Origin of the sequence: Coleofasciculus sp. FACHB-542 (assembly GCF_014695825.1) — a bacterium.
Taxonomy (GTDB): Bacteria; Cyanobacteriota; Cyanobacteriia; order Cyanobacteriales; family FACHB-T130; genus FACHB-T130.
Map to the genome: position 1 here is coordinate 173,400 of NZ_JACJPB010000052.1, position 14,770 is coordinate 188,169.

The 14,770-nt window shown below is 48.5% G+C and carries 11 protein-coding genes and 4 pseudogenes; 6 read left to right on the top strand and 9 right to left on the bottom strand.

Annotated elements, in window-relative coordinates:
* Positions 1–200: 200 nt before the first annotated feature.
* Complete coding sequence (locus tag H6F52_RS21920; protein WP_190536748.1) at positions 201–914, top strand: YdcF family protein; 714 nt, start codon at positions 201–203, stop codon at positions 912–914.
* A gap of 51 nt (positions 915–965) precedes the next feature.
* On the opposite strand, the gene recJ is transcribed toward H6F52_RS21920, so the two are convergent.
* From recJ to larC, 4 genes are all read right to left on the bottom strand, one after another.
* On the bottom strand, positions 966–3,341 hold the full coding sequence (gene recJ / locus H6F52_RS21925; protein WP_190536749.1) for a single-stranded-DNA-specific exonuclease RecJ: 2,376 nt from the start codon (positions 3,339–3,341) through the stop codon (positions 966–968).
* Positions 3,342–3,662: 321 nt separating this feature from the next.
* On the bottom strand, positions 3,663–4,811 hold the full coding sequence (locus tag H6F52_RS21930) for an alanine--glyoxylate aminotransferase family protein (protein WP_190536750.1): 1,149 nt from the start codon (positions 4,809–4,811) through the stop codon (positions 3,663–3,665).
* A gap of 204 nt (positions 4,812–5,015) precedes the next feature.
* Positions 5,016–5,876: a class D beta-lactamase gene (blaOXA, locus tag H6F52_RS21935; RefSeq protein ID WP_190536751.1), complete on the bottom strand. Its 861-nt coding sequence runs from the start codon at positions 5,874–5,876 to the stop codon at positions 5,016–5,018.
* Between the two features lie 101 nt (positions 5,877–5,977).
* Complete coding sequence (gene larC, locus H6F52_RS21940) at positions 5,978–7,327, bottom strand: nickel pincer cofactor biosynthesis protein LarC (protein ID WP_190536752.1); 1,350 nt, start codon at positions 7,325–7,327, stop codon at positions 5,978–5,980.
* 70 nt (positions 7,328–7,397) lie between these two features.
* Here larC and H6F52_RS21945 point away from each other — a divergent pair, with 70 nt between their 5' ends.
* Positions 7,398–8,051, top strand: coding sequence for an L-threonylcarbamoyladenylate synthase (locus tag H6F52_RS21945; RefSeq protein ID WP_190536753.1), 654 nt, complete (start codon positions 7,398–7,400; stop codon positions 8,049–8,051).
* A 480-nt stretch (positions 8,052–8,531) separates the two neighbouring features.
* Positions 8,532–9,728 (top strand): HetZ-related protein, encoded by a 1,197-nt coding sequence (locus tag H6F52_RS21950; protein WP_190414848.1) that lies wholly within the window; start codon positions 8,532–8,534, stop codon positions 9,726–9,728.
* Positions 9,729–9,796: 68 nt separating this feature from the next.
* Here the strand turns inward: H6F52_RS21950 and H6F52_RS21955 are convergent, their stop codons facing one another.
* Positions 9,797–10,525, bottom strand: a complete 729-nt coding sequence (locus tag H6F52_RS21955) for an ATP-binding cassette domain-containing protein (RefSeq protein WP_190414849.1) — start codon at positions 10,523–10,525, stop codon at positions 9,797–9,799.
* Between the two features lie 96 nt (positions 10,526–10,621).
* Between H6F52_RS21955 and H6F52_RS21960 the strand changes: the two genes are divergently transcribed.
* Positions 10,622–11,329, top strand: a complete 708-nt coding sequence (locus tag H6F52_RS21960; RefSeq protein ID WP_190525058.1) for a PHP domain-containing protein — start codon at positions 10,622–10,624, stop codon at positions 11,327–11,329.
* A gap of 299 nt (positions 11,330–11,628) precedes the next feature.
* Here the strand turns inward: H6F52_RS21960 and H6F52_RS21965 are convergent, their stop codons facing one another.
* Complete coding sequence (locus tag H6F52_RS21965) at positions 11,629–12,147, bottom strand: transposase (protein WP_190525056.1); 519 nt, start codon at positions 12,145–12,147, stop codon at positions 11,629–11,631.
* Positions 12,148–12,347: 200 nt separating this feature from the next.
* Here H6F52_RS21965 and H6F52_RS26550 point away from each other — a divergent pair.
* Positions 12,348–13,178: pseudogene (locus H6F52_RS26550) on the top strand (IS5 family transposase).
* Between the two features lie 14 nt (positions 13,179–13,192).
* Here H6F52_RS26550 and H6F52_RS21975 read toward each other — a convergent pair.
* A complete protein-coding gene (locus tag H6F52_RS21975; RefSeq protein ID WP_190525054.1) occupies positions 13,193–13,366 on the bottom strand; it encodes a hypothetical protein in 174 nt (57 codons plus the stop codon).
* 101 nt (positions 13,367–13,467) lie between these two features.
* Between H6F52_RS21975 and H6F52_RS21980 the strand changes: the two are divergent.
* Positions 13,468–13,797 (top strand): annotated as a pseudogene (locus H6F52_RS21980) (transposase); the annotation flags it as partial.
* A 21-nt stretch (positions 13,798–13,818) separates the two neighbouring features.
* Here the strand turns inward: H6F52_RS21980 and H6F52_RS21985 are convergent.
* Both H6F52_RS21985 and H6F52_RS25510 read right to left on the bottom strand, forming a co-directional pair.
* Positions 13,819–14,678, bottom strand: a pseudogene (locus tag H6F52_RS21985) (IS630 family transposase).
* A pseudogene (locus tag H6F52_RS25510) lies at positions 14,675–14,770 on the bottom strand (IS5/IS1182 family transposase); the annotation flags it as partial. The pseudogenes H6F52_RS21985 and H6F52_RS25510, both read right to left, overlap by 4 nt.

The window sequence follows — 14,770 nt, forward strand, 5'->3', positions numbered from 1 at the left end:
GCTGCATCAATTTTGTGCCAGTTCGCCCAGTGTCCTCCTTATTCGTCTCTGTAACAAGGATAACAGTCTAATTTAGCTAGACTCCCCTGCAAATTTTTGTCTACCTAAGTGTAATCGCCGCCAGAGTAAAAGAACAACAAAATCGCTTGGCTAGCTAAAGTAGTGTTAAGCATCGGCTAAATACCCTTCAAATTCTCAAAATGCCCGGAAAACGCAGAGGTAGTTCAACTGTGCGCGATCGCATCAACTTATCTAGGCGGGCTAGTTTCAGAAGATGGCGACGACTTCTAATACTAGGAATCGCTATCTTTAGCGTCATCTTGGGGACATGGTTATTAACTATTATGCTAACTTTGCGCTCGGCAGCGTCCGGGCCGGTAGATGCCTATTTGGTTTTAGGAGGTAGTATTCGTAGGGAAATATACGTAGCCCAGCTTGCAAAAGACTACCCGCAAAGCCGCATATTAATTTCTCAAGGTTCTCCCGAACCGTGCATTTTGCTAATTTTTCAACGAGAAAATGCTCCGATAGAGCGAGTTTGGTTAGAAAAGTGTGCAGACTCCACCTTTGGTAACTTCTACTATAGTGTGCCGATTCTACGCGAGTGGGGAGTAAAAAAAGTCAAACTAATTACTTCCGGCACTCATCTACCACGAGCCAAGTGGCTGGCACAGATTCTCATGGGCGCTCAAGGCATTTGGGTAGAGCCAGAGATTGTTCCGGAACAAGGCATTCCTGGCAATCGAGAATCCTCTTTCAAGACAGGATTGGACTTATCTCGTAGCTTGTTGTGGGCAATGGTGAGCCAGGTTTATCAGCCTAAATGCTCAAAATTAGTTCCCCTGAAGGATGTAGATATTAAAGATTGGCGTCAGCGGGGTTTTAAGTGCGAACACCAGGGGAATCTTCAGTAGCGATCGCATTCTCTTACGCAGTCATAACAGATGCGGTCGCCGACTCATTTTTTAATAAACCGCAGTTTGAGCAGCCATTGCTCGAATGGTAGACAAGGGAATTTCATAGAAGTACCTTTGGCGAAATTTTTCTTCTTGAACGGCTGCGATAAATTGTTCGATGGCTGTCTCTGCTTTCGGTAATTGTCCGTTCCCTAAATCAGAATGAGCGGCATCTTCCTGGGAATGCCAAGTAATTTGAACCATCCAGTCGAGTTGTTTAACATGAAAGCCGAGATGAGAAATAGCTTCTAATCCGAGTTGGAGAGTGCGATCGCTAATTCCCAGCTTTTGGTGCAGTTGAGTATACGTCGCCTCTTGACCCGTGCGACTCAGATATTTGGCAATTCCTAACAGTTGCAGCCAGATTTGGCTGGGGGGAACGGGTTCTGGGGGAGGATAAGCGATCGCGAGGGTTTGATTTGCCTGAATTGCCCGCCTGAACCACACTTGCAGCTCATCCCAGCTACTGGGGCACTCTCGAACTGGCAGAACTGATAGCGCAGCAGTAGCAAGTGCGGACTCCTCACGACAGTCTAAAATCCAGTCTATCTGGTTCGGAGTGCCTAACTGCTGCGGCTGTTCTAAAGAACGCACGGCAATTATCCGCACTTCATAGTGAGGTCTAATCCCTTTATTAGGATTTTCGTAGCTATTAAAATCAAGCTCGACAATTGCATCGCATCTACCTTGGGGTAGCTCTTCCTTATAATGTCCCCACCAGATTCCGGAAAACCCAGTTTCGCAAGAGTTATCCCGAATTTTAAAAGTAGTTTTGATATATTGAACTTTTGCGCCTTTTAAGTCCTGAGTATTGCTATTCCAACTATTTTCAAACCAGCAATTTTGAATGAGCAATTTTGGTGCTGGATTGCCCATTCCGCAGGGTTCTAATAGTTTCAGTTCCCAAAATAAATCTCTTCCTAATTCACTGACCGTACACACCAAATCTGCCTGCACAATCGGCGCTAAAGGTGTCCCATCTGGGGTGCCCACAGAAGCTCGCAATTGCTGGTTAACAGCTTCTGTAAACAGGGGAATCTTATCAACTGGGAGACTCAACCCAGCGGCAAAGGGATGACCGCCAAATCGATGTAAGAGGTGTTCTTGCGCTTTCACCAACTGGTAAAGATCGACTTGATTCACAGAACGGGCGGAACCGCGTGCTAAAGCGTTTTCACTCAAGTCGCCCTCTGTACTCAACAAAATCGTAGGACGCCCTGTTTCCTGCGCCACTTGCCCCGCCACTAAACCCAAGACACCGACAGGCCATTGCGTATCGCAAAGAACAATCACGCTAGTCGTTGATAAGTCCAGCTGGCTTAATTTTTTATTAACTTCAGCGGCGACATCTTTTTGCAACGACTTGCGACGGGCATTGGCTAATTCTGTTTCTAATGCCAACTGCTGACAGCGCTTCTCATCGCGGCTGGTAAGTAACTCCACACAGAAGGAAGCATCGCCTTGAATGCGGCTAACAGCGTTAATTCTAGGGCCAAGACCGAAAGAAATGTCCGTTGGGCGATCGCCACTTTTTTGACACAATTCTAATAGACGAGCAACCCCAGGACGATTCCGCTTTTTGGTTTGCTGTTGCAGTACTGAAATTCCTCGCTGTGCCAGGTAGCGACAATCACCGCTTAACTGCACCAAATCGGCAATTAAACCAATTGCCACTAAATCCAATAAATCTTCTAATGGCTGTTGGGGAACATCCGGCAAAGTTTCATAAAGTGCTTCTACTAACTTATAGGCAACTGCCACACCCGAAAGGTGAAACATCGGATGATCTTTGGATAAATAGCGGGGGTTGATGATAGCGGTCAACGCTGGACGTTCCTCTGGCAGGGTGTGATGATCCGTGACAATTACATCAATCCCCAGTTGATGGGCATATTCAATTTCCTTTAGATTTGTGCTGCCAGTGTCGCAAGTTACAATTAGCTTCGTTCCATCCTGGGCAAGGGCGTCAATTCCCCGTTCATTGAGTCCATGAGACTCGGTTAAACGATTGGGAATGTAATAAACTAGCTGCTGCTGCTGGGTAAAAAACTGTCCCAGTCCATCCCAGAGAACCGATGTTGCGGTAATCCCATCAGCATCAAAATCTCCCCAAATGGAAACTTTTTCCCCCGCGTTACGGGCTTTTATTAATCGTTCCACAGCCCATTGCATTTCCTGCCCAAATTCAAAGGGACTTGCCGGGTGATACAACTGAGAATTTAAAAACCCCGACAATTGCTGAATATCGCGAATCCCCCGTTGCCACAACATCTGTGCGGCATAATGTCCGGGTAATCCTGGGGCGTGGCGTCTGACTTCGTCAATAAATCCCGCCGGTGGTTCAACCGTTGACTGGATTTGCCATTGAAGTTGCTGCTGTGACATTTTTCTTTTTATCCCTCTTTCTGGCATCCTATCTCACAATAATTGCCTCGCGAAGAGATAGGGATGCTATAGATTGCAACTAAAAAACAAAATAGGATTGCAGATGGGTTGATCGAGAAATATGAATCTGACATCAGAATTTAGCCGATATCAAAATCCTGCCATAGTGCTGATTAGACGCTGGGTACTAAGTTCATAATCACGACAAATTGAACTGGGACTCCGATTTCTTGCGTAGGGGCATGGCACAGCCATGCCCTTACAGAACGTCAATGAGTGTAAGTTGTTTAATCCAGATTTTTTAGCACCCTAAATCCTCAACTAATGAGGTAAAACCTGCTTCAATGCGTCCACAAGGCGATCCACAGTCTCTGGACGACTGTTGAATCCCATAAGACCCACACGCCAGACTTTACCCGCGAGTTCGCCTAGTCCGCCCCCAATTTCGATATTGTGTTCGTTGAGTAGCTGACGCGCGATCGCTTTGCCATCCACACCTTCTGGAATGCAAACAGTGGTCAGCGTTGGCAGGCGAAACTCTCGTTTAACGTGCATCGCTAGTCCTAAGTTTTCTAAACTTTCCCAGAGATATTCGACGTTCTTTTGATGGCGCGTCCAGCTATTTTCGATTCCTTCTTCTGCAATCAAACGCAACGCTTCCCGCAGAGCATAGTACAAGTTAATTGGAGCAGTGTGGTGATAGGTGCGTTCTTTGCCCCAATACTTACTCAACAACGTCATATCCAAATACCAGTTAGCCACCTTCGTGCCACGTTGTTGCAATTTCTCAATTGCACGGGGACTCATGGTAAACGGCGAAGCACCGGGAGGACAACCTAACCCTTTCTGGCTACAGCTATAAGCTAAGTCAACCTTCCACTCATCTAGAAACAAGGGGACGCCCCCCAGACTGGTCACACTATCCACTAATAGCAGACAGTCAAATTCACGGCAGAGATCGCCGACTCCTTCCAACGGTTGGCGTGCCCCCGTGGAGGTCTCGGCATGGACTAAAGCCAGAATCGCTGGGCGATGAGTTTCTAAGGCGGTTCGGAGTTCGTCTATGGGGAACACTTGCCCCCAAGGTTTGGTAATCGTTCGCACATCCGCACCATATCGTCCTGCCATATCCACGAGGCGGTTGCCAAAGTACCCGCTAACGCCGACTAGAACCACATCACCGGGTTCGGTGACGTTAGCAATGGTTGCTTCCATTGCTGCCGTTCCCGTACCGCTGACTGCAATGGTGAGGGGGTTTTCTGTCTGCCAAACATAGCGCAGCAACATCTGGATTTCGTCCATCAGTGCCAGAAATGCTGGATCGAGGTGCCCCACCGGAGGGGTATTCATCGCCTGAAGGACAGCGGGATGGGCATTGGATGGGCCTGGACCCAGCAGCAAACGAGTCGGAATTTCTAGAGGGGCGAGTTGCAACCGAGTTGTGTTGTTAATTGAGGAGGTTAGGGTCATGATTGGTTCTAGGCTCGATCAAGCGAGGACTATTTTAGAGTCTAAAGGTTAGCTGAGTGCAAGTAACGCTACTGATATAGCAGTCTTAAATAATTCGCGAAGGCGAGATCCCGAACTTCTTTAAGAAGTCCGGGATCTGAAGGGCTGCCTCACAGCTCAAATAGAATTGCGATAAATCGTCTAAGAGACTGTTTTTAAAGAAAATCAAAGTAGTCCTATGGCTTTAAGACTGCGCCGGGTAATTTCAATGCGATTGACGCCATCATTATCATTTCGCATATCCATATTTGTGGCAAAAAAATAAACATTTTTGTTCTGTTCCAGATATCCCACAAACCAGCCATTCTCAGGAGTCGTACTGTCCGTCCAGCCAGTCTTTCCGCGCAGCACATAGTCTGGAGTTTGTTCGCGCACCATAATATCTTTGACCAAATCTAAGCTGCGTTGGGAAAAGGGTAAGTCGTTGCGATAGAGACGTTGCAGGAACTCAATCTCTTGTTTGGGCGTAATTTTTAAAGGGCCATCTAACCAAAATCGATCGATTTGCTCAGATGTCCCAATTTGACGGTTTCCATAGCCGACTTGATTGATAAACTTCTGCATCCGTTCGTGCCCAATTTTCCGAGCCAAAATTTGGTAGAACCAAACCGTTGAGTCTTTGAAACCTTGGCGCAGGTTAGTGTCTCGGTTCCAAGCTGCGATGTTCCGTTGAATGCCGTCCCAGGTTAAAACAGTCACCTCATCTCGAATCACCCCTGTTTCCAATGCCACAAGCGCGTTGAAAATCTTGAAGGTTGAAGCGGGGAAGAATGCCGTTGAATTTCGAGGCGCGTTATGTTCGTAGAATTGATTTTTATTTTGGTCATAAACCACAATTGACCCTTCAATGCCCAGTTCTCGGAAAGAACGCCCTAGGTCTATCCCTTGAGTTGTAGTGATTTCCGAAGTTGGTTGAGCTGGCTGAGAGTTCGCAGCAGTGCCGAGGAAACCGCTAATGGTCAATAGCGTCACGAGGCTAGCAATGGCGATCGCGATCGCTAAGGGCACTTGCTTAATTCGATACATCAGGATTTTCCTTACGTGATTTTCAAACCAGTCGTAATACAGGAATGGGTTTGGCAATTCCAGAAATCTAGTTAGGTATCTGGGTCTTGCTGGCAGCAAATTCAAGTATTGCGACTGTTCTGGAGATACCAGGTATTGAGCGCCAGTTGATGCACCTCGCGCCAGGGAAGGTTATTTGCCTTCGCTAATTCGGCACAATCTTCGTATTCTGGCTGCACATTCGCGATCGCTTTCTGGTTAGGATGCCCCGTCCAGGCAACCTTGACGCGAACGAAGCCATATTCTGTCAGAACCTGTTGAATTTCTCGCTGCAAAATCGAGCGTTGCTGTGTCTGACGCCGGATGCCGAGTGTCGTCGTTTCTCGGAATAAGATCGCTTCGCAAGCGGATATTTGTTCGGGATGGCAAATAACCGTCAGCAAAATGCCAGGACGAGACTTTTTCATCCCTATCGGTTGAGTGAAGACATCCACCGCACCGGCGTTAAACAGTGCCTCAAACACATAGCCGATGGCTTGGGGACTCAAGTCATCAATTTGGGTTTCCAGCACCGAAATTATTTCTAAACAGGGGCTTTCTGAAGGCTGAAGGAATCCCGACTCTTGTTGAGAAGCAAATCGCGTCTCCACACCCTCACCAATCCAGAGGCGCAGAATATTGGGAATCGGTAACTGACGGGAACCGGCACCATTTCCAACCCGCTGGATCGTCATGGGGGGTGGAGATCCAAAGCCGGTGGCAAGCGTACAAGCGATCGCTGCTCCAGTCGGCGTCACCAGTTCCCGATCGATGCCATTACTATAAACTGGCACCTGGCGCGATTCCCATAACTTTAATACAGCCGGTACCGGCACCGCTAGCTGACCGTGAGCTGCTCTAACCATCCCGCCACCAGTGGGGAGTGCCGAACAGTATAGTTCGTCAATCCCCAACCAATCCAAGCCCAGACAAGTGCCGACAATATCTACAATGGCATCAGTCGCCCCGACTTCATGAAAATGAACTTCTTCTGGGGGAATGCCGTGAACCGCTCCTTCTGCGTCTGCCAGCCGTTGAAACACTGCCAAACTGGACGCTTGTACTCGTAACGGAAACTCTGCGGCTGCAATCAACTGGACAATTTCTGGTAGATGCCGCGGCGGGGAATGAAAATGAACCCGATCGCCATCGCCATCGTGATGCTGATGCTGATGCCCACCATTTTGCCGGTGATGTTCGTGGTGGTGATTTGAATCGGTGCGATCGCGATCGCTCAAATCTACGTGAAATTTAGTAGCTTGCTGACCGTTCCGGTGAACGTGTTCGGCTCGTAACTGGTATTCTTGGGAAATTCCCAGCCTCTTGAGCTTTTCTATCAAATAATCTAGGGGAACTCCCGCATCTACAAGTGCCCCCAGGCACATATCACCGGCAATTCCTGTTGGACATTCTAGATACGCTAGCTTGTTCATAAGGAGTAATCAGGAGTCAGGAAAAATTCTGGATTCTGAATTCTGTAGTCTCAGTTCTGGATTCTGCATTATGGCGACAATCTACAATATCCATCCTGATACACCGCAAAGTCGTGGAATAGAACAAATAGTAGGTGCCCTAAGAGCAGGCGCTGTGATGCTATATCCCACTGATACTGTCTACGCGATTGGCTGTGACCTAAATGTCAAGTCAGCGGTGGAGCGTGTGAGGCTCCTTAAGCAGCTATCTAATGATAAGCCCCTGACGTTCCTGTGTCCGTCTCTGTCCAACATTGCCCAATATGCCATCGTCAGTGATGTCGCTTATCGGATTATGAGGAATTTAATTCCTGGGACTTACACGTTTCTGCTACCCGCCACCAAATTAGTGCCGAAGCTGGTGATGAGTCCTAAGCGCAAAACGACGGGTATTCGGGTTCCGGAGCATACAGTGTGCCAGTCGCTGTTGCAGGCATTAGGCAATCCGATTATTTCCACCTCAGCGCACCTCGTGGATGAGAATGGCAACGCCCCAACCCTAGGGTTGGAGAAGGCAAAATTGTTTGACCAGCTAGACAAGCTAGTCGATCTGATTGTGGACATTGGCTCGGAACCAGGAGATGGGGTTTCCACAATTTTAGATTTGACAGATGAGGAACCTGTCATCGTCCGGCGCGGTCTGGGATGGGAGGCTGCAACGGCTTGGGCGACATCGGTCAGTTGATTTTAGATGAAAGATTAAAGATTAAAGATTGAGTTAAAGCTTTTACATCCAAAATCCCCAATCGCTAATCTAAAATCCCTTTGCGAACTAAAGACAATTAACTACAGCCTCGGCACTAGGGAATTCGGACGATAACCCTACCAGCAATCCACTTCCTGGATTGTCCACTCAACACCAGCTCCTACCGCTTTGCGACAACACTTGTGCGTCGATAGTTTGAGGGGCGCAAGCCCAGATACAGCAAGGGTTAGTGCTTCTTTTAGGTCAGATGGAATGGGGAGAGAGCGTAGAGATGACCCATAGTGAGCTGAGAGTAGTAACACACCCGCTGTCCGGTGTCTAACAATCAGCCCCTACAGTCTATATATAGAGAGTTGAGACGGTCAATCGCAGGCGCTGCCTGAAGGGAGACAAAACTTTTGAACCGTTCTCAGTGGCTCTTGTTGACTTTGAATACTGTCGCTACCAGGGGCTTTCACCATGACAACTATTAATTCTCTCAGCCAATCTTCTGAAAATCTATGCCACTCGACCGAGCAACTGTTGGGAATCGACGTGGAAACGATGACCGGCCTGTTGTTAGAGGAATTGCGGACTGAAATCAAAACGACGTCATTGCACGTTCAGGCGATCGCTAACCGGATCGCTCTAGAGGTGCAGCGGATTTGCAGCAAGAGTCCGCGCATCCAGACTTCTGGCGAGGTTCGCTCTTGGCAGTTAAATCTGGGACGGCATCGGTTGCAAAAGTGTCTGTCATACTACCGGCTGGGTTCTAAGCGGGGTCGGGTTGAACTGCATAGCAACCTCAGCGCGATGGTTTATCGCTATGTGGTGTCGCCCAACTCTCAGTTAGGTTTTCAAGCCCGCTACAACCTGATTGAGGACTTCTTGCAAGAGTTCTACGCCGAGTCAATCAAAGCTTTCCGGCGGGAAAACGAGCTGACAATAGACTACACTCCCCGCACTCAACTGGAACTGGCGGAGTATATGGCATTCAGCGAACAGTATGCCAAGCGTCGCATCAATTTACCGAATGGCACCAGCCAGCAACTGATTGTCTTGAGGGCACAGGGGTTTGCTCGCCGCCAACCTGCTGAGACGAGCATGGATATTGAGAAGGCGATTGAGTTTCCCAGAGGTGAAGATGCGGACACGCAAAGTCGGTCAGCGGCGATGCACCAGCTGCGATCGCAATTGGTTGCCGATACGATTGACCCGGCGGAAGCGGTATTGCGCGATCGCGTCGTTGCCGAACTGATGGAATACCTGCAAGCCCAAGGTCAAGAGGACTGTGTCAATTACCTGGTTTTAAAGCTGCAAGACCTCTCCGCACCAGAGATTGACGAAATCCTTGGTTTAACCGCACGTCAGCGCGATTACTTACAACAGCGCTTTAAGTACCATGTGGAAAAATTCTCTCGTCAAAATAACTGGAAACTGGTACATCAATGGTTGGGAGCCGATCTCGACCAAAAGCTGGGACTTTCTTCTCAGCAGTGGGAAGCGTTTTGGAATCAACTTTCTGACGAACAGCAGCAGCTATTGCAGTTAAAACAAACTCAAGTCAGCGAGCGGGAGATTGCTCAAACACTCGGATGCACGCCCAAACAGTTGCAAAAGCGCTGGACTCAAGTGCTGGAAATGGCTTGGAAAATCCGCAACCAAGGAGATTTATGACTAATGAGTTTCGAGTGTTGAGTTAAGAAAATTCTTTTAATTCAACACTCATCACTCATCACTTTTCTCTACCCCCACTGAAATTTCCCCGGAATGGAATAGGAACGGGAATCGAGCAAATGCTCCGCCTGACCCACTGCAACAACTTGTCCTGCTGCCAAGATTACTAAACGATCGGCGAGTTCCAGGGCATCGGCTCGTGAATGAGTCACCAGGACAACCGGCAAGTTAAATTGACGTTGAATGGTTTTCAACTCGGTACGAAGAGTAGCTCTCAAATCATCATCGAGGGCGCTGAAAGGTTCATCAAGAAGCAGAATTTTAGGGTAGGGAGCTAAAGCACGGGCGATCGCTACTCGTTGAGCTTGCCCACCAGAAATCTTCTGCACGGGTTGATGTACCAGATCCTCAAGTTCTAACAAATTTACCAATTCGCGAACGCGCTGCTGCCGCCGGTGCCGTTGCCAGCGGTTGAGAGCAAAGCCAATATTTTCCGCTACGTTCAAATGCCCAAATAAGGCGCAGTTTTGGAAGACATAACCGACATTTCGCCGGTGCGCTGGCAAGTTCAAACGCTCTTTAGTATCCAGGAAGATTGTTCCCGCCACTTCAATCCGGCCCCAGTCCGGACGCAACAACCCTGCGATCGCTTGTAATGTCGAACTCTTGCCACAGCCAGACGGTCCAAATAGAACGGTTAAGCCGCTAGAAACTTCAAACTGAATATTTAAATGAAACTGCCCGCCAATGGTCGCCGACTTAGGCAGAAAATTTTTGCCAAAGGCGACTTTCAGCATGGAATACACATCGAATGTCCCAACGCAATTCCTCTTTAGTTTTGTTAGGGTATATGTTAACAATTGTCAACGAACGCGCACAGCTACTCGGCGGTTATGGCGATCAATCTTGCTCAATCTTCTGCTTCACCCCAGCCACCAGCCCAGAATACAACAGCACTCAGGCAAGTCTTTGAGACGATTCAGGCTGATAGTTGTCCGCACTCTTATAACTTTCATATGCACACCGTCTACTCGGATGGTCGTTTGTCACCGAGTGCGTTGATGGAACAGGCGATCGCGATAGGTCTTAAAGGGCTGGCGATCACCGATCACCATACGATTGGCGGTTTCAAAGAGGCTCAATACTGGCTGCAAAACACCTACACGAATCCTGATTCCGCCCACTTACCCTACTTGTGGATCGGCACCGAAATCACCTCTAGCCTGCTGAACACAGAAGTCCACATCCTTTGCTATGCTTTCGATCCAGAACACTCTGCGATGAAGCAATATCTGAAAGGCTCTGCACCCAAAGGAAGCGATGCTGACGCTGCCAATGTGATTGCCGCCGTCCATCAGTCGGGTGGTTTTGCCGTCTTGGCTCATCCAGCCCGCTACCGCCTTCCTGCTGCAAAACTTATCCCTGCTGCCGCTGAGGCAGGCATTGACGGCGTTGAAACCTACTACGCCTACAACAACCCTAGCCCTTGGCAAACCAGTGCTAGAGAAACCAAGGAGGTGGAACAGCTCGCTGCCACTTATGGTTTGTTCAGCACCTGCGGCACCGATACCCACGGCTTAAATTTGCTCCAACGCCTGTAACACCCAATCCCTCTAGGCAAGCTCCAGAACAGGGCAGGGCTGATTCATTGGTGAGAGAAAAAAGAGAATGAAGAAAATGGAGAGGTAGTCGTTGTCTGCCTTAGTGTAATCCCTCTTTTGTTACTAGGGGGAGAGGAGAATCAGGAAGGAAACCAGAAATAGTAAGTAACAGCGATGGTTACGCCACGTACAGAAGCAGTAAATACAGTCGGCTTCATCGATAACTATTGTCAACACTATTATTCAATATTTGAGGATGTCAGAGGATGTTTGGAAAGACGGAGAGAGTACATAAAGGGTCAGGCAAGTCTGCGTAGCATCAGTCGGCTCATGGCGATATAAATGAACGCTTCTGAGGAAGCTGGGATTCGCTCATAATCGACATTTAAGCGACGACACCAATGCAGCCAACCGTAAGTGCGTTCAACAGTCCAACGCTTAGGAAGTAGGACGAATCCTTGAGCGCCCTCTGGTCGCAGAACCACCTCTAAAAGCCAACGGAAGGTATCAATGACCCAATGTAGAAACGCTTCTCCCGAAAACCCACCATCGACCCAAATTCGAGTCAGTTGAGGAACCCGGTGACGTTCTTGGTTCAACGTTGCGAGCAATTGCTTGGCTCCTTCTCGTTCGGGCACACTGGCTGCAACCACCTGCACGACAATCAACAATCCCAATGTGTCAACCAGAGTAAAGCGGAAAGCGACCTTTAATTTTTTTGCCGCCATCATAGCCAACGGCTTGGTGAACCATGACAGAAGTAGGAACGGTTTGGGAATCCAGACTCGCCGCGGTTGGGTTGCTGTTGCGATTGGCATCAACCCTGACCCATTGAACGAGATGATCGTGAATGCGCTTCCAACTCCCGTCCGAAGCGCCACTTGCGGATATTTGTAGTACACCGTTGAATAGGGTGGATAATCATTAGACCTCCTGCACGAATCGGAAGATAGTGTGCCAGTTTGTAATCGCAGGCGGCACAATTAGAGTGAAACCGTATCGAAGCCTCAGAAGTGCTATGCCGTATCCAGACTTACAACCGCTTTCAGCAGGTGAGTTCAAGCGATTGTGTGGTGTCAGCCGTGCAACTTTTGCCGAGATGGTCACTGTGCTACGCCCGCACCTAGAGCGTCAAGGAAGGCGTGGAGGACAGCCGAAGCTGAGAGTGGAAGACCAACTGCTGGTGGCATTGGAGTATTGGCGAGAGTATCGGAGTCAGTTTCACATTGGAGCCAGTTGGGGTTTGCACGAGACAACGGTGGGGCGGATTATCCACAAGGTGGAAGACCTGCTGATCAAAAGTGGCAAGTTTCGCTTGCCAAGCCAACGGTAGTTGTATCAACCGGGCTGGGAGTGGAACGTGTGGGTGGTAGATGTGGGCGAGATGGAGATTGAACGCCCCAAAAAAACAGAAGCGCTACGGAGAGTAGCAAGCAGAAGTGTCATACCTTGAAGGCTCAACTGCTGGTGGACTATGACAGTGGGCAAGTCATTTGTACCGCAGTGGATACGGGCAGAACCCATGACTTTAAGGTACTCAAGCGAAGTCGCTTGCCGTTTGTAACGTCACAAGTGTGTTTAGCTCTTCGAGGCTCTTCCCGGATTCGCCAAACTGCATCGGGGCGCGTGTACACCCACCAAGAAACCACGCAAGCAACCGTTGCCAGCAGAAGAAAAGCAGCATAACCGCGCGTTAGCACGACTGCGAGTGCGGGTTGAGCATGTAATTCGTCGCTTCAAGATTTTTCGCATCTTTTCAGGGCGCTATCGTAACCGTAGGAAACGATTTGGTTTGCGCTTAAACTTGATTGCTGGGCTACTCAACTATGAACTGGCATATGCTTCCTGATTCATGCAGGAGGTCTATTGGGTAAGAGTCGCCAAGCACAACCTGTAACCAGCACATACAATTCGGGCTTGCAACACCAACATCAAGTTGACGCTGCGAGGTCTGCCGTTGTTGGATGCAGGGCTGAGGAGGGATTCAAACAATTCGTATTGTTCAAGGGTTAGATCTGTCGCGTAGGCTAAATTCATGACTTCCTGGAGGGCTGTTTGGATTTTGATATGATTCAGCCTAAACCCCAGGAAGCTTTTCTATCTACTGATATGTTTTGTTACTTCTCAAACATCCTCTCAGGCATTTTGAAGCATTCAAGTATTTACACTTAGGGATGCTATCAGAAATCCCCCAAAAATCCTTGCCCAAAATAGCGAAAACAGTAGGGTTAAAATCCAGTCAATCATTACATCATTTTTTGAGAGATGCACAGTGGGATACAAAAAAATTAAGAGAAATGAGGCTGGGGTTAACAAAGATATTGATTGGGGAAAGAGAAATAATTTTATGTGTGGACGAAACCGGGGATAAAAAAAAGGGAAAAGCCACAGAATATGTAACTCGTCCATATATTGGGAATTTAGGTAAAACCGAAAATGGAATAGTGTCAGCAAACGCCTATGGGGTAGTATAGCTATAGACAGTAGTATTAGGACACAGCCTCCTTCAGAACTGACTCCATTGCTTGCCTTAAAGAACTACAACTAAACAAGCTTTGGCGAATGCGGCTTTTCAGCCAAGCCCAACACTTTTCAATCCGATTGAAATCCGGAGAATAAGCCGGGAGATACAACAAGCGACAGCCTGCCGATTCAACCAGTTGTGCAATTCGTCCACCATGATGAAACGTGGCGTTATCCAAAATCAAAACCTTTCCAGGCTCCAGTGTGGGCAGCAAACAAGTTTCTAGCCAGGTTTCAAACACGACTCGATTACAAGAGCCGTCTACTGTAAAGGCAGCACTCAACTGGTGTTCGCAGTACGCCGCGATCTAGTTGACTCGTCCCTGACGTCGCCCCGACTTGAGTGCTTCAAATCGCACTCCCGGTTCACACCAACCGTAGCCGTAATCTTCCCGTTCATCCATGCCTGATTCATCGATGTAGACCCGGTCTGACAAGGGAATCTTGGCTAGTTGTTCGAGGAACGCCGCTCGTTTATGCTCATCGCGTTCTCGATAGCCATAGGTCTTTTTTTTCGACTCAAGCCGAGTTGATGTAACGCCCTAGAAATGGTACGAGCACTAATTGGGGCTTCCCACAACTGCGCCATTTGCTCTTGGGTTTTGTCCCCATGTTCCTTGGCAAACTCGGCAAACTTGTCCCAATCGGTAACTTTGCGGCTCGTTCGATGTGGACGAGTCGTTTTGGCTTGATAATCTCCTGTTTCTTCCTGTCGTTTCAGCCACAGGTTGATTGTGTTGCGACTAAGTTGAAACACTTGGGCGGCTTCGCTCTTGTTCATGCCGTCTAATTGAATGGCGTTGATTAGACCTCCTGCATGAATCAGGAGGCATGTGCCAGTTCGTAGTTCAGCAAGCCAGCAATTAGGTTTAAGCGCAAACCAAATCTCTGCCTGCGATTGCGATAACGTCCTGAAAA

Excerpts from the sequence above, each read along its gene's own strand:
- blaOXA (WP_190536751.1), bottom strand. The coding sequence starts at position 5,876 with ATGTATCGAATTAAGCAAGTGCCCTTAGCGATCGCGATCGCCATTGCT.
- H6F52_RS21945 (WP_190536753.1), top strand. The coding sequence starts at position 7,398 with ATGGCGACAATCTACAATATCCATCCTGATACACCGCAAAGTCGTGGA.
- H6F52_RS21960 (WP_190525058.1), top strand. The coding sequence starts at position 10,622 with ATGGCGATCAATCTTGCTCAATCTTCTGCTTCACCCCAGCCACCAGCC.
- larC (WP_190536752.1), bottom strand. The coding sequence starts at position 7,327 with ATGAACAAGCTAGCGTATCTAGAATGTCCAACAGGAATTGCCGGTGAT.
- recJ (WP_190536749.1), bottom strand. The coding sequence starts at position 3,341 with ATGTCACAGCAGCAACTTCAATGGCAAATCCAGTCAACGGTTGAACCA.
- H6F52_RS21955 (WP_190414849.1), bottom strand. The coding sequence starts at position 10,525 with ATGCTGAAAGTCGCCTTTGGCAAAAATTTTCTGCCTAAGTCGGCGACC.
- H6F52_RS21930 (WP_190536750.1), bottom strand. The coding sequence starts at position 4,811 with ATGACCCTAACCTCCTCAATTAACAACACAACTCGGTTGCAACTCGCC.
- H6F52_RS21965 (WP_190525056.1), bottom strand. The coding sequence starts at position 12,147 with ATGCCAATCGCAACAGCAACCCAACCGCGGCGAGTCTGGATTCCCAAA.
- H6F52_RS21975 (WP_190525054.1), bottom strand. The coding sequence starts at position 13,366 with ATGAATTTAGCCTACGCGACAGATCTAACCCTTGAACAATACGAATTG.
- H6F52_RS21920 (WP_190536748.1), top strand. The coding sequence starts at position 201 with ATGCCCGGAAAACGCAGAGGTAGTTCAACTGTGCGCGATCGCATCAAC.
- H6F52_RS21950 (WP_190414848.1), top strand. The coding sequence starts at position 8,532 with ATGACAACTATTAATTCTCTCAGCCAATCTTCTGAAAATCTATGCCAC.